Source organism: Glycocaulis sp. (assembly GCF_052168375.1).
In the GTDB taxonomy this organism is placed as follows: Bacteria; Pseudomonadota; Alphaproteobacteria; order Caulobacterales; family Maricaulaceae; genus Glycocaulis.
The window spans coordinates 1-21,509 of sequence record NZ_JBQLZR010000150.1 but is presented as its reverse complement, the minus strand read 5'-3'; the positions used below and the strand labels follow the sequence as shown (position 1 = coordinate 21,509).

21 protein-coding genes are annotated in these 21,509 nt (G+C 63.2%); 11 read left to right on the top strand and 10 right to left on the bottom strand.

Annotated elements, in window-relative coordinates:
• The 3 genes from ACTS2Z_RS06000 to ACTS2Z_RS05990 all read right to left on the bottom strand — a co-directional run.
• On the bottom strand, positions 1 to 194 hold a 194-nt coding region (locus ACTS2Z_RS06000; protein ID WP_442572311.1), incomplete at its 3' end, for a hypothetical protein.
• 72 nt (positions 195 to 266) lie between these two features.
• The gene (locus tag ACTS2Z_RS05995; RefSeq protein ID WP_442572310.1) at positions 267 to 602 is read right to left on the bottom strand and encodes a NirD/YgiW/YdeI family stress tolerance protein; all 336 of its coding nucleotides are present in this window, start codon (positions 600 to 602) and stop codon (positions 267 to 269) included.
• Between the two features lie 90 nt (positions 603 to 692).
• Positions 693 to 821 carry a hypothetical protein gene (locus tag ACTS2Z_RS05990; RefSeq protein ID WP_442572309.1) on the bottom strand — a complete coding sequence of 43 codons (129 nt, stop codon included), beginning with the start codon at positions 819 to 821 and terminating at the stop codon, positions 693 to 695.
• A gap of 99 nt (positions 822 to 920) precedes the next feature.
• On the opposite strand from ACTS2Z_RS05990, the gene ACTS2Z_RS05985 reads away from it, so the two are divergent.
• Together ACTS2Z_RS05985 and ACTS2Z_RS05980 are read left to right on the top strand one after the other, a co-directional pair.
• Positions 921 to 1,856, top strand: a complete 936-nt coding sequence (locus ACTS2Z_RS05985; RefSeq protein ID WP_442572308.1) for a LysR substrate-binding domain-containing protein — start codon at positions 921 to 923, stop codon at positions 1,854 to 1,856.
• A gap of 131 nt (positions 1,857 to 1,987) precedes the next feature.
• Positions 1,988 to 2,548: a phosphoribosyl-AMP cyclohydrolase gene (locus ACTS2Z_RS05980; protein ID WP_442572307.1), complete on the top strand. Its 561-nt coding sequence runs from the start codon at positions 1,988 to 1,990 to the stop codon at positions 2,546 to 2,548.
• On the opposite strand, the gene ACTS2Z_RS05975 is transcribed toward ACTS2Z_RS05980, so the two are convergent.
• The 4 genes from ACTS2Z_RS05975 to ACTS2Z_RS05960 all read right to left on the bottom strand — a co-directional run bounded on the left by ACTS2Z_RS05975 (position 2,545) and on the right by ACTS2Z_RS05960 (position 6,077).
• Complete coding sequence (locus tag ACTS2Z_RS05975; RefSeq protein WP_442572306.1) at positions 2,545 to 3,273, bottom strand: response regulator transcription factor; 729 nt, start codon at positions 3,271 to 3,273, stop codon at positions 2,545 to 2,547. The genes ACTS2Z_RS05980 and ACTS2Z_RS05975 overlap by 4 nt on opposite strands.
• Positions 3,270 to 4,871 (bottom strand): sensor histidine kinase, encoded by a 1,602-nt coding sequence (locus ACTS2Z_RS05970; RefSeq protein ID WP_442572305.1) that lies wholly within the window; start codon positions 4,869 to 4,871, stop codon positions 3,270 to 3,272. The genes ACTS2Z_RS05975 and ACTS2Z_RS05970 overlap by 4 nt, the downstream gene beginning before the upstream one ends.
• Positions 4,872 to 4,966: 95 nt before the next feature.
• A complete protein-coding gene (locus ACTS2Z_RS05965) occupies positions 4,967 to 5,338 on the bottom strand; it encodes a DUF6746 family protein (RefSeq protein ID WP_442572304.1) in 372 nt (123 codons plus the stop codon).
• A gap of 85 nt (positions 5,339 to 5,423) precedes the next feature.
• Positions 5,424 to 6,077, bottom strand: coding sequence for a helix-turn-helix domain-containing protein (locus tag ACTS2Z_RS05960; protein WP_442572312.1), 654 nt, complete (start codon positions 6,075 to 6,077; stop codon positions 5,424 to 5,426).
• Positions 6,078 to 6,386: 309 nt separating this feature from the next.
• Between ACTS2Z_RS05960 and ACTS2Z_RS05955 the strand changes: the two genes are divergently transcribed.
• The 6 genes from ACTS2Z_RS05955 to ACTS2Z_RS05930 all read left to right on the top strand — a co-directional run bounded on the left by ACTS2Z_RS05955 (position 6,387) and on the right by ACTS2Z_RS05930 (position 15,152).
• A complete protein-coding gene (locus tag ACTS2Z_RS05955; RefSeq protein WP_442572303.1) occupies positions 6,387 to 8,744 on the top strand; it encodes a TonB-dependent receptor in 2,358 nt (785 codons plus the stop codon).
• Positions 8,745 to 8,866: 122 nt separating this feature from the next.
• Positions 8,867 to 10,864, top strand: a complete 1,998-nt coding sequence (locus ACTS2Z_RS05950; RefSeq protein ID WP_442572302.1) for a serine hydrolase domain-containing protein — start codon at positions 8,867 to 8,869, stop codon at positions 10,862 to 10,864.
• A gap of 16 nt (positions 10,865 to 10,880) precedes the next feature.
• Complete coding sequence (locus ACTS2Z_RS05945) at positions 10,881 to 11,897, top strand: dipeptide epimerase (RefSeq protein WP_442572301.1); 1,017 nt, start codon at positions 10,881 to 10,883, stop codon at positions 11,895 to 11,897.
• The gene (locus ACTS2Z_RS05940) at positions 11,897 to 12,937 is read left to right on the top strand and encodes a DUF1611 domain-containing protein (RefSeq protein WP_442572300.1); all 1,041 of its coding nucleotides are present in this window, start codon (positions 11,897 to 11,899) and stop codon (positions 12,935 to 12,937) included. The genes ACTS2Z_RS05945 and ACTS2Z_RS05940 overlap by 1 nt, the downstream gene beginning before the upstream one ends.
• Entirely contained in the window at positions 12,934 to 14,043 is a 1,110-nt protein-coding gene (locus tag ACTS2Z_RS05935; protein ID WP_442572299.1) for a hypothetical protein, read from the top strand. The genes ACTS2Z_RS05940 and ACTS2Z_RS05935 overlap by 4 nt, the downstream gene beginning before the upstream one ends.
• Positions 14,044 to 14,615: 572 nt before the next feature.
• Complete coding sequence (locus tag ACTS2Z_RS05930) at positions 14,616 to 15,152, top strand: hypothetical protein (protein ID WP_442572298.1); 537 nt, start codon at positions 14,616 to 14,618, stop codon at positions 15,150 to 15,152.
• A 3-nt stretch (positions 15,153 to 15,155) separates the two neighbouring features.
• Here ACTS2Z_RS05930 and ACTS2Z_RS05925 read toward each other — a convergent pair whose 3' ends face one another.
• Positions 15,156 to 16,712 carry an amidohydrolase family protein gene (locus ACTS2Z_RS05925; RefSeq protein ID WP_442572297.1) on the bottom strand — a complete coding sequence of 519 codons (1,557 nt, stop codon included), beginning with the start codon at positions 16,710 to 16,712 and terminating at the stop codon, positions 15,156 to 15,158.
• Between the two features lie 124 nt (positions 16,713 to 16,836).
• Between ACTS2Z_RS05925 and ACTS2Z_RS05920 the strand changes: the two genes are divergently transcribed.
• From ACTS2Z_RS05920 to ACTS2Z_RS05910, 3 genes are read left to right on the top strand one after another with little or no spacing between them, the layout of a single operon-like run.
• Entirely contained in the window at positions 16,837 to 18,138 is a 1,302-nt protein-coding gene (locus tag ACTS2Z_RS05920) for an ATP-grasp domain-containing protein (RefSeq protein WP_442572296.1), read from the top strand.
• Positions 18,135 to 18,833, top strand: a complete 699-nt coding sequence (locus tag ACTS2Z_RS05915) for a gamma-glutamyl-gamma-aminobutyrate hydrolase family protein (RefSeq protein WP_442572295.1) — start codon at positions 18,135 to 18,137, stop codon at positions 18,831 to 18,833. Before ACTS2Z_RS05920 ends, ACTS2Z_RS05915 begins: the two co-directional genes overlap by 4 nt.
• Positions 18,834 to 18,883: 50 nt before the next feature.
• Entirely contained in the window at positions 18,884 to 19,504 is a 621-nt protein-coding gene (locus ACTS2Z_RS05910) for a hypothetical protein (RefSeq protein ID WP_442572294.1), read from the top strand.
• A 12-nt stretch (positions 19,505 to 19,516) separates the two neighbouring features.
• Here ACTS2Z_RS05910 and ACTS2Z_RS05905 read toward each other — a convergent pair whose 3' ends face one another.
• Both ACTS2Z_RS05905 and ACTS2Z_RS05900 read right to left on the bottom strand, forming a co-directional pair.
• A complete protein-coding gene (locus tag ACTS2Z_RS05905) occupies positions 19,517 to 21,265 on the bottom strand; it encodes a sensor histidine kinase (RefSeq protein WP_442572293.1) in 1,749 nt (582 codons plus the stop codon).
• Positions 21,266 to 21,270: 5 nt separating this feature from the next.
• A partial coding sequence (locus tag ACTS2Z_RS05900; RefSeq protein ID WP_442572292.1) for a sigma factor-like helix-turn-helix DNA-binding protein occupies positions 21,271 to 21,509 on the bottom strand: 239 nt, incomplete at its 5' end.

Here is a 21,509-nt window from a genome sequence, read left to right as displayed (position 1 = left end):
TGTTCATACCGGGTGCCTGATGGCAGGGCGTCGCGCGTCGCCTGCTCGCACGCCGAACGGCCCGTACCGCACCCGGCAAGCACGGCCATGGCCGTGAGGACAGCAATCTTCCTTAGGTTCGATATGCGCGGCCGGCCCCGCGCTTTACTTTTCAATGGGCGGGCATTTACCGGAACACTGCCTTCTGCTGGCATCCCCGCCCTCCTTATCGGCCCCGCCGGCCAACCGGGACACCGGCTGGCCGGCTTGACCCTCAAAAAGGAAGCTTACTCGTAGCGGCGGTCGAAAGTCACCTGCGTGCCGTCGGCCCGGGTGAGGCTGCGGGCGTAGAGTTCGAGCGGACCGATCCCATCATCGACCCATCCCTGCACGGTCACGGTTTCGCCCGGGTCAACCGGCACCATGTTGGGTCCGGTATAGACGCGTACAGCACCTGTTTCATCGCGCAGGCGGAACTCGTCCTCGTCAAGAATGCGCTCCACACTGCCTTGCACGGTGACGATCGTGCCGCGCTCGAGCTGGCTGATGGACGTCACCTCGTCGCGGGCAGCCGCCGGGCTTGCCAGTGTCAGGGCGAGCGAGGCGAGGATCAGGGATTTCACGTCGGTTTCCTTTCGTTTTAAACCGGAAATGCTCCGGAGGTGTGTGCGCCCGGCCACCGTCAGGATGACCGGGCGCGAGGGGGGCGAGGATCAGCTGTAACGGCGCGTACGGCGGCGGCGCCACAGCATGCGGGCGGCCGTTTCCATCGCGCCGAACAGGGCGCCGCTGGCAGGGGTGGCGCTGACAGGCACGGGCAGGCTGGAGGCAGGAATAGTCATCGGGGAGGTCCCTTCTTGTTGTTATGACCTCTTGATCGCACACCCGGTTAGATAGATATAATCGAATTAATCAGAAATTTTGTTCGGAAAAACCGATTAATGCGGCCCTCCCTTCGCCAACTCCAATATCTTGTGGCCATTGCCGATCACGGACGTTTCGCGCTCGCTGCGACAGATGTTGGTGCCAGCCAGCCCACCTTGAGCGAGCAGATTTCCTTGCTGGAGGCAGAGCTTGGCGCACGCCTTCTGGAGCGGGGCCGCCACGGAGCGCTCCTGACCCCTCTGGGGCAGATCGTCACCGAGCGCGCCCGGATCATCCTGCGCGAGATGGAGGAACTCAAATCGATCGCCCGGACCGGTGAAGATGCCCTGTCGGGCCGGGTGCGTCTTGGCGTGCTGCCTTCGGTCGGCCCCTACCTGCTGCCGGATGCGATCAAGGCCCTGCATGCCGACTATCCCGATTTCCGCTTGCTGGTCCGCGAGGGTCGGGTCACGGAGCTGGCGGAGGCCTTGCAGGCTGGAACGCTCGACCTCGTGATTGCAACGTCGGATGATCTGCCCGAAGCGCGAAGCGAATATCTTTTCTCTGAGACCATCTGGGTGTCGAGTGCGCCCGATGATCCGCTCGCGGGCACACGCGAGCCGGTCTCGCTTGCCGATCTGTCGGGCCGCGAACTCCTGAGCCTCGGACAGGGCCACCGCCTGACACGCCTTGCTGGCCAGATTGCCGAAGCAGCCGGTTGCTGCATCAGCGCGGAATATGAAGGCACCAGTCTTGATGCGCTGCGGATCATGGCGTCGACGGGTGTGGGGCTGGCGGTTCTGCCCGGCCTTTATGCAACGCGTGAGGCCCGGCGTGACCCGGAACTGACGGTGCGCCGTATCGACTGGCCGCTTGCCCGGCGCGACCTGTCCCTGATCTGGCGATACACATCGCCTCTGGCCAGTTCGTTCAGCCAGATCGCACAGACCTTGCGGGCAACGGCTGCCAGCCTGCCCGCCGAGGCCTTCGCGCCGCCGCCCTCAAGTCTGTAATCCTGTATTCATCTGAAGGTAATCGCTCTCTCATCCGGCGGTCAGGGCACCGTCATGGCGGGGCTCCATTTCAGCGTTCACCGGCGGCCCGCCTGTGCAGGGCCGCGAAACCCGAAAAATGGAGCCAAGAGATGAAACTGAACCTGCATGTTCGTGCTGCCACGCTGGCGCTGTGTGCTGGCCTTGCCGTTCCGGCCATGGCCTTTGCCGATGATGGCCTGACCGAGGCTGAGGTGCTCGCCGCCCAGCAGGCCTGGGGCGATGCCCTTGTGCAGATTGCGACCGTAAACGCCGAGCAGGGCCCGGAAGCTGCCCGCGAGACCGCGCGCGAGATCATCGACGCCGCCTACGGCTATCAGCTCGGTCCGGTCCTCTTCAAGCCGACGCTGGCTGCTGCGCCGCAGACCTTCCGCACCACGGCTGAGGGCGCTCTTGCCTATTTCGTCGGTCAGGACCCGGAATTTCCGAACGATTCCGGCTTTGCGCTGAATGACTGGACTGCGGTCGAAATCGAGAACGCCGCCATCTTCATCGATGACGAAACGGCGATGACCATGGGCAATGTCCTGATCACGGACTCTGAAGGCAATGTCACCATTGTCGACAAGACGTGGGGCTTCCACCGTGATGAGGACGGTGTGGTTCGTATCGTCCTGCACCACTCCTCGCTGCCTTATCAGCCCGCTAACTAGCCCTGTCGGCTGGTGCCTGCAGGGGGCGGGGCAATGCGATAGCCCAGCCCCCGCACGGTCTCGATGAGGGGCGTGCCGAAAGGCTCGTCCACTTTCGCCCTCAGGCGCCGGATATAGACATCGACCACATTGGTCAGCGGATCCTCGTCAATGCCCCAGACATTGGTGAGGATCCGTTCACGGCTGAAAACCCGGCCCGGCGCCGACATCAACAGTTCCAGCAGCGCGATTTCCTTGGCGGTCAGGCGGATATCGCTTCCGTCACGGCTTACCGTGAACTGCGCGCGGTCAAGAACGAGATCACCTACGGCGAGATGCGGGCTGGCAGCCGGCTCGACGGCCCGGCCCCGGCGCAGCAGGGCCTCGATTCGGGCGAGCAATTCCTCGAAGGCGAAGGGCTTTACCAGATAATCGTCCGCCCCCATGCGCAAGCCGGTTACCCGGTCCTCCGTCCGCCCGAGCGCGGTCAGCATCAGGATGGGCACCTCCACGCGAGAGGCGCGGAGTGTCTGGCAGAGATCCAGCCCGTTCATGCCCGGAAGCATCAGATCCAGCAGCACAACGGCGCGCTGGTCCAGTTCCCGCATCTCCTCCCATAGCGACCGTGCCTTCTCCAGCCCTTCAGGTCCGTTGCGCGCGACCCGAAGCCGGTAGCCTTCCGCACGCAGTCCGCGCTCCAGAAAATCGGCGACGCGCGCATCATCCTCGATGATCAGAATATTCATGATGCTTCACTGTCCTGCGGAGTGACCAGGGGGAAGCGGGCGATGGCCGTGGCGCCTTCACCCGGAGCGCCAGCCAGATGGACCGTTCCGTCAAGACGGGCCGCGAGCGTTCGTGCAATGGAAAGGCCCAGGCCCGAACCGTCCGCCCTGTGGGCTCTCGCCGCCGCACTGCGATAACCGCGGTCGAACACGTGTTCAGCCTCTTCCCTCGTCAGGCCGATACCGTGATCGCGTATCTCCACACGCCAGCATCCGCTTTCCGCCACGCTGGTGACCTCGACCTTGCCGGAGGGGTGCGAGTAGCGCACTGCATTGTCGAGCAACACGCCCAGCAACTGTTGAAGGCGCTCCGGATCGGCAAGGATGCGCGAGCCTGTGGAATCCGCAACGCGTTCCAGCTGGACACCGCGCAGGCGGGCAACGCTGCCGATCTGGTCAATCGTCCGCGCCAGTATGATGTCGGGGTCGAGAATGACGGGCGCTATGTCCAGCGCCTCTGCATCATGCAGGGCGATGGTCAGCAGATCATGGATCAACCCGCCCAGCTGACCGGCTGCATCACGGATACGCCCAAGGCTGGATTTCAGTTCTTCAGGATCAGTGTCCTGCCGGCGCAGCGCGATCTCTGCCTCGCCCCGGATGACCGTTGTCGGCGTGCGCAGCTCATGTCCGATATCTGCCAGCAATTGTTTTCGCCGTGCCTCTGACAGTTCCAGCTCGGTAACCGCCCTCGTGAGATCCCCGGTGCGCGCTTCCACCTCCTGTTCGAGGTTTTCGCGCATGATGCGTTCCTGCTCACGTGATGATGCCAGCTGCGCGGCCATCTGGTTCATGCGTCCGGCAAGCTGGGACAGCTCTGACGGGCCGCCAAGCGCAATGTGATGATCGAGGCGGCCCTGCTCATATGCCTGTGCCCCGGCGATCAGCCTTTGCAAGGGCCGGCGCAGCGCGCTTGCGAAATAGGCCGCCAGCATGAGGGAGAGCAGGATGAAGCCGATGGCAGCGCCGGTTCCGATCAGACGCGCGCGAGCCAGCGAGTCATCGGCTGCATCACGCTCGCGCTGCAAGGCGCGCTCTTCGGCCAGAATGGTGGCATCCAGCATCTGCCTGAGATCGCGCTGGGCAAACCGGTCAAAGACATCGTCAAGCGCCCGCCAGGACTCGACCGTCTCTGCCACTGGCGTCGGCGACACCAGCTCGGGCAACTCCCCGATAAGAGCGTCCACCGATTGCTGGAGCAGGTCCAGGGAAGCCAGGCGTTCGGCATGTTCAGGCAAGTTCTTGCCACGGCGCCGGTCCATGGCGTCGGCGCGTGCGCTCAATGCCTGCAACTCGCCGATCTGGGCTCGCATGCGGCTGCCCAGTTCCGGTCCAAGGCCGGGGTCGGGATGCGTCCCTATCAGGGTCTGCAATACCCAGGCGCGCAGGCGCTGCTTGTTGGCCTTCAGCTCCAGAAACCCGCTGAGCAGGTCTGCCGCTACCCGCCCGCGCTCGACACGGTGCTCGGCGAGGTTCGACATCCACCATGCCAGCGTGCCCTGACCCGCCGCCAGCAGGGCAAGGCAGGAAAAGGCGATCATGATCTGGCGTGAAAACATCCCAGCCCCCGGTCCGCACCTGTGCCGCCGGTGCATACCCGGACATAGTCCGCAAATGCGCCAGTGCCATGCCGCTGCAGCGGCATGGACGCTGCCTACTCCGGCAGGATCACCCGCACGCCATTGACGAACACCTCGCCCTGATCGGTAACGGTTTCATCGTCCCACTGCTCGGAGGCTAGGTGCACTTCCTCGAGGGCCGCCGAAAGCGTGTCCAGCTCGGTTGAAAGCCGGGCAATCGCATTTTCCAGCGTGTAGCTGATTTCGTGAATGTCCATCATCGCTTCCTGGTCGACCTCGCCGGCAAGGCGCGCTTCCAGCAGGGCGGTGTGCGTGCGCAGATTGGCGACAGCTTCTTCCAGGGATTCTGCTGGCAGCCCTTCGAAATGGCCGTCATCCTCCTGAGCGTAGGCGTGCGGCACGAGCAGAAGCGCGGCGCAGGCAAGGGCGGCTGAAACGATCTTCATGGCGAAACCTCCAATTTGCGAACTATTCGCAAGTTTCTGCCATGGCCAGCCAGCCGCCACAAGCCGCTTCGTTTCACACCTGCTGCTAGCCGATCGCTTCGCGCTTTTCGCCGATATGGACAAGGCTTTCGACATCGATGCGGTCATCGCCGCCGCACACGCCCACGATCAGCGCCTCGTCGCAGCCTTCACCGACGAGGTAGGCGTGCCCCATGGAGCTATCGAGATAGTAGGATTCCCACTTCTCCAGCACGACCGGGTCGTAGAACTCGGTGTGAACCTCCACCCGGCCTTCCAGTACGAAGATGAACTCTTCTCCGCCATGGCGCACCAGCTCGCCGAACTCTTCCACCGTGCGGGCACGCACCTTGGTGAAGATCGGGATCATGCTTTTTTTGCGCAGCTCGGTGCACAGGTAGAAATAATCGTAATTGTCCGTTTCCACCCGGACGGCGCCGTCCAGCGTTCCCATGGCCCGCCGCCCGGTAACCGGCCCGGCGGGTGCCGTTTCGGGGCCCGGTACGCTGAACAGGTCTGACAGGGGCAGGTTCAGGCGCTGGCTGAGCTGCAGGAGCTTGTCATAGGTCAAGGTGAGCCGGTCGTGCTCGATCTTGGACAAGGTTGAAAGCGGAATGCCCGAATGCTGGCTCATCTCCTTCAGGGTCCAGCCATTACGCTGCCGGATGGCGCGCACGACCTGACCGAGCGTGGTGTGGGTATCGGCAGCCGCGTTCTTCATCATCCGTCCCTGAAATCTTGCCGGGATCAATCCTAACCAGAACCGTCCCGTTCGGAAAATCGCTTTCCAGCCGGGATGTGAACAAGGCTAGCCGTGTTGCACGGCCCCCGCCAAGCCCGCAGGCAGACAAAGGATGTTGGCACCTCCAGCCGGTTAATGTCCTGATCAGAGAATTTCGTTGACATTTCTCTTATCGGGATAAAGGCTGCCGGATCAGACCTGATCAGACCCCACAGCGGCGGGACGGCCCGCCACGGGTGTGCGTCAGGCGCAAACCATGAACGCAAAGTTCAGGAGGGGAGAGTCAACATGATCAGGTATTCGCTTCGGGCCGGGCTTCTGACAGGTGCCGCCATGGCGGTGTGTGCGCCAGCCCTTGCCATGCAGGAGGCGTCCGGGGAGGACGCTCCGGTAGCCACCTCGCAGGTTCGAGAGGTGATTACGGTCACATCGCGCTTCCGCGAGGAATCCATCCAGAATATCGGCGCCAGCGTGACCGGCCTTTCCGAAGCCGACATCCAGCAGCGCGGCATTTACGACATCGAGGATCTCGCGCGCACGGTCGCCGGCCTCGACAACGTGAAGACCCGTCCCAACTCGAACAATATCGCCATCCGGGGTGTGCGCACGGCCGGCAGCGGCTACGAGACCAGCTCGGTCTTCAGCGTGTTCGTCGATGATGTTTCGGTGACCGGGTCGGGCAGCATCCGCGACTTCAGCGCTGTCGATCTCAACCGGATCGAGGTCATTCGCGGACCGCAGCCGACGCTCTTCGGTGAGGGCGCGGTTGGCGGCGTCATCCGCTATTTCACCAATGATCCTGATCTGGACGGTCCGGTCTTTGAAGGCCAGGCGTCCGGACGCTACGAGACCATCACCGATGGCGGGTTCGCTCACAGCATCGACAATGCCGTGTCGGCAGTTCTGGTGCCGGGCCGTCTGGGCCTGCGCGTCTCGGGCTTCCATCGCCAGGATGACGGCTTCATCGACAATCCGAGCGAAGGCGAGGACGTCAACGACTTTGAATCCTATGGCGGGCGTGCGGTCCTGCTGGCCCGGCTCAGCGACAATCTGGAATTCCGTCTTTCCGCCTTCATCACGCGTGACGAGATGGGCGAGTCCACCCAGGTCGATCCCGGCTCCGATCCGGAGGATCTGACCTATTCGGCCTCCCCGCGCTCGGGCACCTATGTGGACGATTTCGACCTGTATTCGGCTCGTATCTCCTATGATGCCGGGCAGGTGAACATCACCTCCATCACAGGTTATTACGATCACCGCACCAGCTCAGCGCTGTTCAGCGCCGGCAACTCGTTCGGCCTTGCGCCCTTCTTCCCGACTGTCGACACGACGAGCTTCGTCACAGGGTCGTCCGAGTTCACACAGTGGTCGCAGGAGTTCCGCTTTGTCTCGGATCTGGAAGGGCCGTTCAACTACACGGCAGGCCTGTACTATCGCGACCGCGACAGCTCCAGCGGCCAGTTCCTCACTTGCGCCGGATGTGCGGCTGTCACCACGCCATCTTCTGAAAACCTTGCCAGCCGGCTGTCCACCACGCGCGCCGAGCAGTATTCGGCGTTCGCAGAGCTGACCTACGCTCTGTCTGAACGGCTGCGCCTGATCGGCGGCGTGCGTTACGTGAACGACACCATCACCACATCGCTGCTGCTCGACAACACGGCCAATCTGGTTCCCCAGTTTGATGGCAGCGGCAATCTGATCCCGTGGACCGAAACCAATCCGATCGGCTTTGTCAGTACGCTGGACGTGCTGCGCGGCGCGGGCGTCGGCACCGACTTCGTCTTCGAGCTGGAGGAGTTCCTGCCACGGCTTGGCGTGGAATTCGACCTCTCCGACGAGGTCCTGCTCTATGCCAACTATGCCCGCGGCGTGCGTAATGGCGGCATTGGCAACGCGCTTGCAGCGCTGGGTGCCTCGGGTGGCAATCAGGATGTTTTCCTGGCCAACCTGTCCTTTGATGCCGATGAGGTCGTGTCGGTGGATGCCGGCGTGAAGGCCAGCTGGTTTGGCGGCACGCTCGTCACCAATCTGGGTGTGTTCCACACCACCTATAGCGACACCCAGATTCAGGTGAACACACCGGCCAACAACACGGTGAACGGCCCGGAGCAGACCATTATGGGCCTCGAGCTGGAAACCACGCTGCAGGTCAGCGACGAGCTTTCCACCTATTTCAATGCATCGCTGATCGAGGCCGAATTCCAGGAAGGCGCTCTCATCACGTCCGCGCCAGGCGGCTCCTACGGGCCGTTCGATCTGCGCGAAGGTAACAGCCCGGCCAACATTCCCGGCGTGACCCTGTCGATGGGATATTCCTACTCCCGGCCCATCGGGACGGGCGAATGGTCGTTCAATTCGACCGGTTCGTTCCAGTACATCGGAGAGCGCTTCTCCAACGTCCAGAACTTCCCGTCTGCCGAGCTAAACTCGCTGGAATACCTGAACCTGCGTGTGGGCTTCTCAAACGATGTCTGGTCGGTCGATCTCTATGGCGCCAACCTTCTCAACGATGTGGAAGCGGTCAGCATTGGCTCCAACCCGCTTCAGCAATTCATCAATCCGCAAGGCCAGCTTGATGCCCCGCTGATTGCGACCAGCGTCAACCGGCCGCGCAGCGTCGGGATAAGCGTCCGCCTGCGCTACTAGGGCGAGCGATAAGGAAGGCATGGCAGGCTTGGCCCGTCATGCCTTGCCCGCAAGTCAGAATGAAATCCAGAATGCAGGCCTCCGCCGATGAAGAGCGGTGCCGGCACAGGGAAGGAAGACCGATGACCGGACATACGATGCGCAGCACGCTGGCTGTGCTCCTCGCCAGCCTGGGCCTGGCCGCTGCCAGCGCCCAGGTGCCAGACCTCGACCCCCGCGACGAGGTGGAGGCAGAGGCGCCCGAATTGCCGCAGCAGGAGGCATTGCCGCCGGAAGAGCCGGGCATCATCGATCCTGATGATCTCTCCACCTGGCTTGATGGCTTCATGCCCTACGCTCTGGCGCAAGGCGACATAGCCGGTGCCGTTGTGACGGTGGTGGCCGATGGCGAGATCCTGCTCTCGCGCGGCTATGGCTATGCCGATGTCGAGACCCGTACCCCCATCGACCCGGACACCACACTGTTCCGGCCCGGTTCGATCTCCAAGCTCGTGACCTGGACAGCAGTGATGCAGCTCGTCGAGGACGGGCTGATCGATCTCGATGCCGACATCAATACCTATCTCGATTTCGAGGTGACGGGTGTCGAGCGTCCGATCACCATGCGCCATCTGCTCACCCATACACCGGGCTGGGGCGAGCAGGTGCGCGCCCTGATCATGGATGATGCCTCGCAACTGCCCCCGCTGGGCGAGTATGCGCGCGACAACATTCCGGCTGCGGTCTATCCGGCAGGCGAGATGCCGGCCTATTCAAACTACGGTACAGCCCTTGCCGGCCACGTCGTGGCGCAAGTTTCCGGCATGAGCTTTGACGACTATGTCGACGCGAACATCTTCGCGCCGCTCGGCATGGAGTATTCCTCCATGCGCCAGCCTCTCCCCGAGGACCTGCAAGGCCTCATGTCCTCAGGTTATATGCGCGCCTCCGACCGCGAGGGGCGCCCGTTCGAGATCGTCACGCCCGCGCCAGCCGGCTCGATGTCCGCGCCCGGCAACGACATGGCGCGTTTCATGATTGCCCACCTCAATCAGGGTGAAGGCCTGCTCTCTCCGGAAACGGCAGAGCAGATGCACACCACGGCTGACCGCAAGCTGGACGGGGTCAACGCTATGCTGCTCGGCTTCTACGAGCAGAACCGCAATGGGCACCGCATCATCGGCCATGGCGGCGACACCACGCTCTTCCATTCCAACATGCATCTCTATCTCGACCATGGCGTCGGGCTTTACATCTCGATGAACAGCTCGGGCCAGGGCGGTTCGCCGGGCCGTATCCGCCAGTCGCTCTTTGAAGGCTTCACCGACCGCTACTTCCCGGCCGAGCCGGCAGAAGACCGGCCGACGCTCGATACAGCGGCAGAGCACGGTGCCATGCTCGTCGGCAATTACGTGATCTCGCGCCGGGCGCATCGCAACTTCGTCGCGGCAACGGCCCTGCTCGGCCAGCCCAGCGTCACGATGAACGCGGATAACGAGATCAGCCTTTCCATCCTGACGGACGCAGCGGGAACACCGCGCCGGTTTCGCGAGGTCGAACCCTTCATCTGGCAGGAAGTGGGCGGCGTCGAGCGCCTGTCCGCCCGTATCGGCGAAGATGGCGAGGTGGAGATGTTCTCCGGCGCCTTCTTCTCGCCCTTCATGATGTTCGTGCCCGTGGAGTGGTGGCGCAATGGCGCAGTCCTGATGCCGCTGGCAGGATTTGCCGGCGCCGCGCTCCTGCTCACCGTGCTTCTCTGGCCGGTGCGCGCGATCGTGCGCTGGCGTTTTGGCCGCCGCTTCGAGCTGGAAGGGCGCCAGGCCATGGCCTACCGCCTGTCCAATATCGGTGCGCTGGCAACCCTTGCCCATCTGGGTGGCTGGCTATTCCTGATCACTTACATGATGGCCGAACTGAACCGGCTCGACGGGCGCCTCGATGGCATGATCATCCTGATGCAGCTCCTGTCCGTGCTTCCGATCGCCGGTCTTCTGATCGCGCTGTGGAACGCCTTTGTGGTCTGGACCGGCAAGGCAAGCTGGTTTGCCAAGCTGTGGAGCCTCGTGCTCGTCGCATCGACGCTGGTGATGATCTGGTTCCTGATCGCTGCCGGCTTCTTCCAGTTTGGCCTGACCTACTAGGAGAGGTGCGCCCATCATGTCTGCCCGTGCCCCTCTCGCCCTGTCGGCCCGTGTCGAGCTGGCGCGCCTGAAAACGCCGTTCCGTATCACCGGCCATGTCATGGACCGCATAGACCTTCTGGTCTGCGCCGTGTCCCGCAATGGCCGGACCGGGCGCGGCGAGGCAACCGGCGTCTATTACCATGCAGAGAACGGCGCCAGCATGCTGGCGCAGGTCGAGGCGGTGCGTAGCGAAGTGGAAGCGGGTATCACGCGGGAGGCGCTGCAGGACCTCCTCCCGCCGGGCGGGGCCCGCAATGCGCTCGACTGCGCGCTGTGGGACCTTGAGGCACAGGAGGCAGGCATACCCGTCTGGCAACTGGCCGGGCTCCAGCCGCCCGCCCCCTTGCTGACGACCTTCACACTGGGCGCCGACATGCCGGAGGTGATGGGCAGCCGCGCTGCGGCCCTGAAAGATGTGCGGGCGCTGAAGCTGAAACTCATTGGCGATGGCGCCGATGCAGACCGGGTACGGGCCGTGCGGGCGGCCGCGCCCGACACCTGGATTGGCGTGGATGCCAACCAGGCCTTTGACCGGGCCGGAACCGAGGCGCTCCTGCCCTGTCTGGTCGAGGCAAGGGTGAGCCTTCTGGAACAACCGTGTGCCATCGGCGCGGATGAGACCCTTGCCGGCCTTGATGCGCCCATGCCGCTGGCGGCGGACGAAAGCGCGCAGACCAGCGCCGATATTGAACGCCTCGCCGGGATATATGACGTGATCAATATCAAGCTCGACAAGACGGGCGGTCTCACCGAGGCACTCAAGATGGCCCATGCCGCCAAGGCAGCCGGTCTCGGTGTGATGGTCGGCAACATGGTCGGAACCTCGCTGTCGTGCGGGCCGGCGGCGCTCGTCGGCCAGCTTTGCGATGTCGTCGATCTGGACGGACCCTGGCACCTTTCTGCCGACCGTGAACCGCCTGCAATCTATCGCGACGGCCATCTCGTCTGCCCACCGGGTGGCTGGGGCAATGCCGGGAAGGAAGCCGCCTGATGAATGCTCTCGTTCTGCCCCGTCCTTATCTACTCTTCCTCGCGGATGTCACCGACCTCTCCTACGCCAAGACGGCCGCGGGTCTGCGTGACTGGGTACCGGACCAGTGCATCGCCGAATGGGCGTTGCCGGGAAATCCGCTGCGGCTCGGTCTGCCGGTCATGGCGCCGCGCGAAGCGGTGAAGGCCGGGGCTCGTGCCCTCGTAATCGGAGCGGCCACCATGGGTGGCGCGATCCGTCCGGCCTGGGTCTCATCCCTCATCGAGGCTATGGAGGCCGGGCTCGACATCATTTCCGGCATGCATGTGCCTCTGGCGAGCGTGCCGGAGCTGAACGAGGCCGCTACACGCCTTGGCCGTCAGCTTATCGAGGTGAGGAAGCCGCCCGCTGGCCTTCCCGTCGCGACAGGACGCAAGCGCACCGGCAAACGTCTGCTGACTGTCGGAACCGATTGTGCGCTGGGCAAGAAATATACGGCGCTGGGTCTCGCCCGCGCCTTTCGCCGCGCTGGCATTGACGCCACCTTCCGGGCAACGGGCCAGACAGGCATTCTCATTGCCGGCGGGGGCATTCCGATGGACGCGGTGGTGAGCGATTTTCTTGCCGGCGCTGCGGAAATCCTGTCCCCGGACGCTTCTGAAGATCACTGGGATGTCATTGAGGGGCAGGGTTCTCTCCTCCACCCCTCCTATGCCGGTGTGTCGCTGGGTCTCCTGCATGGCAGCCAGCCGGACGTGCTGGTGATCTGTCATGAACATGGCCGCAAGCGCATTATCGGCCTTGAGGCGCATTATCCCATTCCCTCACTGGAAGAGGTGATGGAACTGAACCTGATGCATGCCCGCCGGGTAAATCCCGCCGCGCGGATTGGCGGCATCAGCCTGAACACCTCGGCTCTTTCCGAGGACGAGGCACGCCGCGTCATCGAGGCGGAATCGCGCCGCACCGGCCTGCCATGTGCAGACCCGGTGCGCGGGGGCGCAGCCTTTGCAGAGCTGGTCGAGGCCTGTCTCGAGACCGAAGCCGCCCTCGCCCAATGAGCGCGGCGCCCGGTTTTTTCCGGCGTTTCATCCTGCCGGGCCTTGCCTTCAAGGCGGTCGTGATTGGCGGTGGCTACGCCACAGGGCGGGAGCTTGCCGAGTTCTTCCTGCCCTCAGGGCCGGTCGGCGGCCTCATGGGGCTTGTCCTGGCCACCCTTGTGTGGAGCCTTGTCTGCGCGGTGACGTTCGCCTTTGCGCGGGTCACGCAGAGCGGCAATTACCTTACCTTCTTCAAGGCGCTGCTGGGACCTTTCTGGCCGCTTTTCGAACTGGCCTATTTCGCCTTCCTGTTCCTGATCCTGGCTGTGTTTGGTGCAGCGGCCGGTGAAATCGGCGCAGCTCTTTTCAGCCTTCCCGGCTGGGCCGGAGCTGCCGCGCTGGCGCTCTCGGTGCTCGTGTTCACCGGCCTCGGGCAGGAAAGCGTGGAGGGGCTTTTCAAATACGCCTCGCTCTTCCTCTATCTTGTCTATCTCGTCTTCGTGGTGATGTGTTTCAGCCAGTTTGGCGGTGACATTCTCGCCGGCCTGGATGCGAGCATCGTATCGGCATCCTGGGTTCCCGCAGGCATCACCTATGCGGGCTATAATGTGGTCGGCGCGGTCATCATCCTGCCGATGCTGCGCCATCTGACCAGCCAGCGGGACGCGCTTGTTGCGGGCATGCTTGCCGGACCTCTGGCAGCCCTGCCAGCGCTCGCCTTCTTCGCCTGCATGATCGCCTTCTATCCGGACATTGCCGGTGCGGCCCTGCCGTCCAACTATATCCTCGAGCGCCTTGGCTCCCCGGCCTTCCAGATGGTGTTCCAGTTCATGGTGTTCGTCGCCCTGCTGGAAACCAGCGTCAGTGCTGTCCACGCAGTCAATGAGCGGATTTCAGCCGTGCGCCCCCGCCCCATTGGCGTCCGCACGCGGCTTGCCATCAGTGCGGCGCTGCTTCTCGCTGCCATGGTGATTGCAGAGCGGTTCGGACTGATCGCGCTGATCGCCAATGGCTATCGTGCGCTCTCGCTGATGATCATCGCCGTCTTTGTGGTGCCGGTCCTGACGCTTGGCGTCTGGAAGCTGGTGCGGATGGGGCGGGACGCTAGTGGCGCACCCAGTTCATAGGGCGGCCCTCGCATCCATTGGCGTGGAATTCGGCGACATTGTTCTCCATGTTCCGTTCAAGGCGGCTCAGATCATTGCGAGCTTGAGATATCTCTGCCTGCAGGGTGCTTCTGCGGCGTTCAGCTTGAGCCAGTCTGCTCCGAGCATTGCCAAGCTGGCTGGCCAACGCAGCCGCGCCCGCACCCGGTGCCTCCTGAAGCACGCCCACTATCCGGCTTGGCCGACGCGGCGGCACAGGGCTGTGGGGCAGAACTGATAGCGCTTCCAGCCTGCGCACCTCGGCGCGCAATGCCGGTATCTCTGCCTCAATGGTATCCAAAGACCGTTCGGCCCTCGTCCAGTCCCGGCCCGCCTGTGCTCGCTCGGCGCTATCGAGCTGGATATTGCGCTTTATCCGCGCGCAGACAGGCGGCTCGGATGGCGGCTGTTTCGGATTCTTGGCAACAGGCTTCATATTTCAGGCCTTCACTATTAGGCTGTGCATTATAGAGCCGGAGCAGGAGGGGGCGGATTAGTTGCGTGTGCGCCCTTTCATTTGAAGAACTTGCAGGGATTCCGGCGGGGACAGGGTCATGAAACCAGCACTTTACGCGGCTTTCGCCGGCCTATTTGCTGGTGCAGGCTGTGTTGTTGAGGAAGCGCGCGAACCATTCTGGGAAGAGACACCGGAAATGGAGGCGGCGCGGCTGATTCATGAGGCAGCGTGCGCGAACTGGCCTGATCCTCACGCACTTTACGATGCAGCCTGGCAAGGCAATCTTGACGCCATTGATTGCGAAATAGCCAGTGACGAATGGCGCTTTGCCATCTCTACCGGCTATGAGCATGTGGATTATTCCCGGCTTCAAACAGGTTACCGGCGATGGCAGGTCAGCGGGGAGCGCGATGAGCGCGCGCTTGCGGCGGCCCGGCGCATGCCGCGCTTCGAGGTGGCAGGCGAGGTGGCCTATCACGGCTATCGCCTGCGAAGGGCCAGCAATCCCGATGAGCCGCTATTGCCCAACGATCCATGCTGGGAACTGAACGAAATCCAGCTTGAACTGGTCCGGGTGGCGATCCCGGACGAAAAAACGCTGCCTTGCCTCGAAAGCTGGGGGATCGCCGGGTAAACCCTACTGCGCGCCGCTCGCCGCTGTGCCGCGTATCGCCCGGCCCGGCAGGACAGACGTGTCCAGCGTGCCATTATCGACCAGCACCGTGCCGTTCACGATGACATAGTCAAAGCCCGTGCTGGCCTGGGCCGGCTGTTCGAATGTGGCGCGATCCGAAACGGTGTCGGGATTGATGACCACGATATCGGCGTCCATGCCGGGTTGCAGGCGGCCCTTGCGGCGCATTTGCGGGACGGCGTCCGAGAGGATGCGGGCCGGATAGAAGCTCGCCTTGGCGATGGCCTCCGGCCAGTCGATCACGCCGCGCTCACGTGCATAGACGCGCAGGAAACGGCCATAGGTGCCAGCGCTGCGCGGATGGGAATGGGCGTTTTCCGGGAGCGGCCAGACATCGCCGCTCAGGCGTTCACTGCCAACCGCCCACGGTCCGCCATCAGAGGCAATGGCGCCGCCGGGAAACAGGATCGAACGGTCCAGGTAGGCCTGATGTTCGGGGCGCTCATCGGGATTGAGGAAATGCACCACAATGCCTGTGCCCGGCGCGTTTTCCTGAAGGTCGAGGAAGCGTTCCTCGTCCAGCGGCTCGCCCTGCACGGTGAAGTCGGAATAGTCGATCCCGCCCATGCGCTCGCGCCAGTTCTCGCCGCGGAACATCGCCGCCCCGATACCTGTCGCGCCCGCGCCATAGGGATATGCCTCCACCGTGATGTTGACCCCGTTCTCCTGCGCTGTGGTGATCATGTCGGCGATCCGGTCAATGTCTGACAGGCTGATGGAGTTGAGGTGACTGATATGCATGTGGGCGCCGGTGCCGGCGGCCACGGCAACCATTTCCTGAAAGCCTTCAAACGAGCTTTGCGGCTCGATCGCGCTCAGAAACCGGGCATGGGTGAAAGTCGGCACGTCGCGGGCCGCAGCCAGCGCGTTGACCGCATGATATTCGGACCGGCCAATGCCCGGCGCGTATCCAAGCAGGATGCCGATACCCAGCCCGCCTTCCTCGATACCGGTATTGATATGGCGAAGGATGGTGGACAGGCGCTCATTGTCCGCAAGCTCGGTCTGCCAGCGCGGATCGCCGATATAGCGGAAGAACCAGTAGGTATCCGCGTCCGGCTCGACGTCCATCACTGCGGCGATGCGGGCATGGGCCCAGCTGGCCGCTGCACCGTAATTGATCGGGCGGCCTTCCTCGGCAGCACTGTCATAGAAATCGGCAACCGGCAGCACGCCGGATTCCAGCTCCAGAGTGGTGGTTACACCGTCCATGGCCTGCATCCGGCCGGCGGGAATGTCCTGCCCGTGCCCGTGCAGGTCGACAAAGCCCGGTGCAACAATGCGCCCGCTGACATCAATCGTGCGTGTGCCTTCCAGCGGCGTTTCGGATATGACAGCGATCGTGTCGCCGCGCAGACCGACATGGCGGATGGCGTCCAGCCCGGTCTCGGGATCAATCACCCGGCCATTATTGAGGACAACGTCATAGTCCTGGGCAAAGGCGGCACTGCTGAGTGCCAGTGCGCCCGCAATCGCAAGCCTTGCAAACATTCCCGGCATGGATGGTCTCCCCGTTTTCATTTTCTCTTTCAATTCTCATATCAGAGAAAATTGGCCGTGTCAGGTTTGTTTGGACGAATAGCCTGTGCGGGAACCCGTAAGGCTCACGGGCGTTTCCACCCGCATGACAAAGCCGATCCTTATCATCACGTATGCCCGCAGCCTGATGTCACTGACGGTCGCGGAATCCTGCCGTCCGCTGGCGGGACGCATCATTGCGGCCGACAGCGTGGATATGACACCGCTCGGCTTCTCCAAGCACTGCGATGACGCCATCGTCACAGCTGACAGCCGCAGTGATCCGGATGCCTTTATCGATGACATGATTGCTGCCTGCGCGCGCTTTGAGGGCGAGCGGGTCGTGATCATGCCGGTCTTCGAGGAAATGGAATTGCTGGCGCGTGAGCGCCATCGCTTCCCGGCTCATGTGACAATCGCCGCACCGGAGACAGGCGCGATTGAAAAGGTCACGCCGAAGGAAAATCTCGCCCGGACGGTGTCGGGAACAGACATCCCCGCGCCGGCAACAGAGCGCATCGACGATGGCAAGGCCGGGCTGAAGGAGCCGGAGGGCTTTACCTATCCCTTCCTCGTCAAGCCGTCCCATGGCGCGGGAGGCCGCGGCATTTCGAAGATTGTCGATGCCGACGCCTTGCAGGCGTATGCCAGGGGTGTGGGCGAAGGTGATGTCATCCTCGCCCAGGAGCTGGCGCCCGGAGATGATTACTGCGTGTCAGCGCTCTGCCGGAAGGGCGAGCTGGTGGTGTGCTCGGCCTATACCAATCTCGAACAATTCCCCAAGGAGCATGGCGCCGGTGTGGTACGCGAAACGGTCGATGCCGCGCCATTCGAACAGGCCGTGCGCCATATCGCCCGCGAAACCGGCTGGGACGGTGTTTTCGAGGCCGACTTCATGTGGAGCGGTGAGGACGGCGAGACCCCGATGCTGATCGAGATCAATGCCCGCTTCTGGGCTGGCGTGCGCCATTCCAAGCTGTCCGGCGTCGACTATCCGCGCCTGCTTCTCGAACAGACCCTGTTTGGGGAGATACGCTCTGAACCTGGCACGCCCGAAATTGGCCACCGTTCGAAAGTGCCGGTCATCTGGATGCCCTCAGCGGTGGCCGAGGCCTTCGGCGAAACGGAATACGCCGAGAAACTGTCAAAGGCCTGGGATCACCTCAATCATTCGGACGGCAATGTGCTGGAGCGCGTCGGACGCTTTCTTGGTACGCTGGGCAGCGCGAAATCGGCCGGTGAGGCACTGGACGACATCATGTTCCGCCTGACCGACCGGTCTGATCTCGATATCGACCTGATGGCTGAGGACGACCCGCAATCAGCCCTTGGCGTACTGTTCATTGCGTCCCACCTTGCCCGCCACGGCAAGCTTCCGCCGGAGATTTCCTACAAGCCCATGAAATGAGCGCATTGAGACCGACGATTGGATATATCGGTGCCCCCTCTGGCGACCGGCTTGTGGGTGCGTTGACGGCTCTGGTGATCTGGCTTTCCGGCGGGCGGCCCTTGCGGCTGCGCGAACTTCCCGAACGTGGCGATTCTCGCCTTGATGGCCTGATCCTGCTGGGCGGGCTTGATATCCATCCTTCGCGCTACCGTGCCGAGATCGAGGTGGAAAGCCGGTTTGACCCGATACGCGATGAGCTGGAGCTGGCCTGGCTGGGCGTGGCTTTCGCGCGTGAGGTCCCCGTCATGGGCATTTGCAGGGGGCTCCAGATGCTCAACGTGAAGGCCGGCGGTGATCTGCACCAGAGGCTCGATTCCGAGATTACCGCGTCCTGGCCCAATGGCCCGGTCGGCTACATGCTTTTCCGCAAGCCTGTGGATGTGCAGCCGGACAGCTTTCTTGCCAGCGTGTTCGGGGCCGGGGAGCTGAAGGTCAACAGCCTGCACCGGCGCGCCGTGCGCACTGTTGCCCCTGGCTTCGAGGCCACGGTCTGCGGGCGCGATGGCGGGGTTCAGGCGATCGAGGCGTGTGAAGGCGTGCTGCGCTTCGGTGTGCAGTTTCACCCCGAGCTATTGGTCCACCGCGCCGATATGCGCCGGCTGTTTGCCCGCTTTGTCGGGGCTTGCCGGACACGCCTTGCCACACAGAATTGAAACCCTCCGGGCCGGATCGCGTTAACCCTTGAAGAAGGGAGAATGCCGCCATGCCCATGCATCTTGCCATCGGAACGACGATTGCCACCGCGCTCGCAGGCCTTGCCGCCAGCACGATGATGACGATGGGTCCGCAGGCTGGAACGGCCCCTGCGCTTGTTCCTGCATCGTCAGTGGAAGCCATTGCCCCGGGCAACGCCCGCTTCCAGCTGGCCCAGGGCGAGGCCTATCTTCGCTCCTTGCGTCAGGGCACGCAAACCGCAGCGCCGCTCTTTGTTGTCGAGGTGGGTGCAGGCTCCGAGCTTGCCGCCCGTTTCGTCACCACGCGCACCGCGCTGGTCCGCAGTGAAGACGTGCGTATTGACGCCGTTAGCGGCGATATCGTGTATGCTGGCAGTGATACCGAGCTGCTTGCCCGGCAGAGCGAATTCGCGGTGCCTGTCAGCCGCTATCATGCAGGTGACCTTCAAGGCGCAGGTGTCATCACCGATCAGGGCCATGATTTTGGAGAGGTCGACACGGTGCGCCGCGATGCCAGCGGGGATATTCACCTGTCCATTCGAATGGCGGGCGCGTCGTCAGCAACCCTCGAAGTGCCTCAGGCGTGTGCATCGATCGTGCCCGAAACCGGGCTGGTGATCGTGCGTACCTGCAATCTTTCGCAAATCTGATTGCGATGCCGTCTAGGGCAGGTTGGCCGGGAAGGTGATGGCAACCTCATAGCCGCCAAGCCTGCTAGCACGCGAAGCAAACGCACCGCCCAGCTGCTGGGCAAAGGCATTCATCAGCGATGAGCCGGTGCCCGCCTGCGCCGTTTCGGCAGCGCCCGTGCCGTCATCCAGTACGGCAATCTCGCACTGGGCATCGTCATCGCAGGTAAGGCGGACGATGATCTGGCCGTCCTGACGCCCGTTGAAGGCGTGCTTGTAGGCATTGGTCACTGCTTCGGTCACGAAAAGCGCCATTGGCGCAGCCTGATCCGGGCTCAAGGCCAGCTCATCACACTCAACTGTGACGCGTACGGTGCTTTCATATCCGCCCAGAACATCGGACAGATTGTGGATGAGGTCCTGCAGGAAGGGATGTATCTCGATGAAACGCAGATCATCGGTCTCGTAGAGGCTGCGGTGCACAAGGGCGAGGGCATTGATCCGGCGGCGCGCATCCATCAGCGCCTCTGCGGCTGCCTTGTCTGTCACCCGCCCCGCCTGCAGGTTCAACAGGCTGACGATAACCTGCAGATTGTTCTTCACCCGGTGGTGAATCTCGCGCAGCAGGCCGGAACGCTGATCAACCGCTTCGGCAAGTTCGCTGCGCTGCTCGTCCAGCGAGGCAGCCATCTGCTCCATCACGGCGGCGAGGCGGGCCACTTCTCGCGGCGCCTTTCGCGCGCGCTGGGGCACCAGATCCAGACGCCCTGCTGCGTACAACTGGGCGATGCGCTGCAGATAGGTCAGCCAGCGCAGGATGAAATAATCCACCGCCACCCAGACACAGACCAGTACCAGCAAGGTCATCAGGGCAGGTATGGCAATCGTGCTGATGACACTGACGCCTTGCCAGCTCTGGAACACGCGGGCCGGCGCGGCGACGGCAACGCCGAGGCGTTCCGGGATGAGCGAGGCCACAATCACCTCATAGCCTGCGCGAACGCCCGTATCAGTTGCACGGACGATCTCATCGGTCCGGGCCTGTTCGAGCAGCGAGCCAGGCGTGGCGCTCTCGAAAATGTCTATTGACGCCGTTCCCGTATCCAGGCGGAACACACCCTGGCGGCTTATCAGGGCAATCTGGGCCTCTGCCTGGATCCGCTCGCGCCGGACGAGGCTCGCGGCCGCATTCAGGTCAGTGGCAACAGCGACGACGCCGTCAAATGCAGGCAGCCCTGAGCTGTCCGGTGCGGTTGCGTCATCGCTGATGAGGCGTCGTACCGTCAGGACGATATGGCGCTGGGACATGGCTCCGAAGACAACATCGCTGTGAGCCCGGTCAGCGCCGTCGCGCAGGCTGATGAACCAGTCTCGATCACTGTAATCGGTGGCGTCCTCGGCCGGTTCGAGCGCGGAACATGTCAATTGTCCGCTGGCATCGATGATGGCGATATTGGAAATCGTGTTGTCGGCATTTGTCATGCGCTGCAGCGCTGCCATGCACGCGGCAGGGTCGGTCGCCAGTGCCGCTGCCTGTGACGCTATCGCCCCGGACATGCCGTCGGCACGGGAAAAGGCAGCCGTGATCGCCTCCGATGCGCTCATCGCCGTGGCGTTCAGGCGGTCGATTTCGCGTTGCCGCTGGGCCTCGTATTCCATGATGCCCTGCACGCTCGACAAAACGAGTAGCGGCATGAGCGCCAGAACAAGTACGGCCAGCAACTGGATGCGCAGGCCTCTGCGCGATCCGCCTTCAAGTGCTTCAGACAGACCGCCCAGCAACCCCGTCAGGCCCCCGATGTGAGGGATTTCACCTCGGCCATGATCAACTCGGCGGACTCTGACGGCTTTACCGTGTCGCCTGCCGAACGCTGGCGCGGACCGGACTCCAGGATGGCTGCCAGCGCGGCGCGTGCCCGGCTGACCCGGCTCTTGACCGTGCCGATGGCGCAGCCGCAGATTTCTGCCGCTTCCTCGTAGGAAAACCCGCCAGCGCCAACGAGGATGATCGCTTCGCGCTGGTCAT

Bases quoted from the DNA above. Each gene is read 5' to 3' on its own strand.
- ACTS2Z_RS05990 (WP_442572309.1), bottom strand. From the start codon at position 821: ATGACTATTCCTGCCTCCAGCCTGCCCGTGCCTGTCAGCGCCACCCCT.
- ACTS2Z_RS05985 (WP_442572308.1), top strand. From the start codon at position 921: ATGCGGCCCTCCCTTCGCCAACTCCAATATCTTGTGGCCATTGCCGAT.
- ACTS2Z_RS05980 (WP_442572307.1), top strand. From the start codon at position 1,988: ATGAAACTGAACCTGCATGTTCGTGCTGCCACGCTGGCGCTGTGTGCT.
- ACTS2Z_RS05975 (WP_442572306.1), bottom strand. From the start codon at position 3,273: ATGAATATTCTGATCATCGAGGATGATGCGCGCGTCGCCGATTTTCTG.
- ACTS2Z_RS05970 (WP_442572305.1), bottom strand. From the start codon at position 4,871: ATGTTTTCACGCCAGATCATGATCGCCTTTTCCTGCCTTGCCCTGCTG.
- ACTS2Z_RS05965 (WP_442572304.1), bottom strand. From the start codon at position 5,338: ATGAAGATCGTTTCAGCCGCCCTTGCCTGCGCCGCGCTTCTGCTCGTG.
- ACTS2Z_RS05960 (WP_442572312.1), bottom strand. From the start codon at position 6,077: ATGAAGAACGCGGCTGCCGATACCCACACCACGCTCGGTCAGGTCGTG.
- ACTS2Z_RS05955 (WP_442572303.1), top strand. From the start codon at position 6,387: ATGATCAGGTATTCGCTTCGGGCCGGGCTTCTGACAGGTGCCGCCATG.
- ACTS2Z_RS05950 (WP_442572302.1), top strand. From the start codon at position 8,867: ATGACCGGACATACGATGCGCAGCACGCTGGCTGTGCTCCTCGCCAGC.
- ACTS2Z_RS05945 (WP_442572301.1), top strand. From the start codon at position 10,881: ATGTCTGCCCGTGCCCCTCTCGCCCTGTCGGCCCGTGTCGAGCTGGCG.
- ACTS2Z_RS05940 (WP_442572300.1), top strand. From the start codon at position 11,897: ATGAATGCTCTCGTTCTGCCCCGTCCTTATCTACTCTTCCTCGCGGAT.
- ACTS2Z_RS05935 (WP_442572299.1), top strand. From the start codon at position 12,934: ATGAGCGCGGCGCCCGGTTTTTTCCGGCGTTTCATCCTGCCGGGCCTT.
- ACTS2Z_RS05930 (WP_442572298.1), top strand. From the start codon at position 14,616: ATGAAACCAGCACTTTACGCGGCTTTCGCCGGCCTATTTGCTGGTGCA.
- ACTS2Z_RS05925 (WP_442572297.1), bottom strand. From the start codon at position 16,712: ATGCCGGGAATGTTTGCAAGGCTTGCGATTGCGGGCGCACTGGCACTC.
- ACTS2Z_RS05920 (WP_442572296.1), top strand. From the start codon at position 16,837: ATGACAAAGCCGATCCTTATCATCACGTATGCCCGCAGCCTGATGTCA.
- ACTS2Z_RS05915 (WP_442572295.1), top strand. From the start codon at position 18,135: ATGAGCGCATTGAGACCGACGATTGGATATATCGGTGCCCCCTCTGGC.
- ACTS2Z_RS05910 (WP_442572294.1), top strand. From the start codon at position 18,884: ATGCCCATGCATCTTGCCATCGGAACGACGATTGCCACCGCGCTCGCA.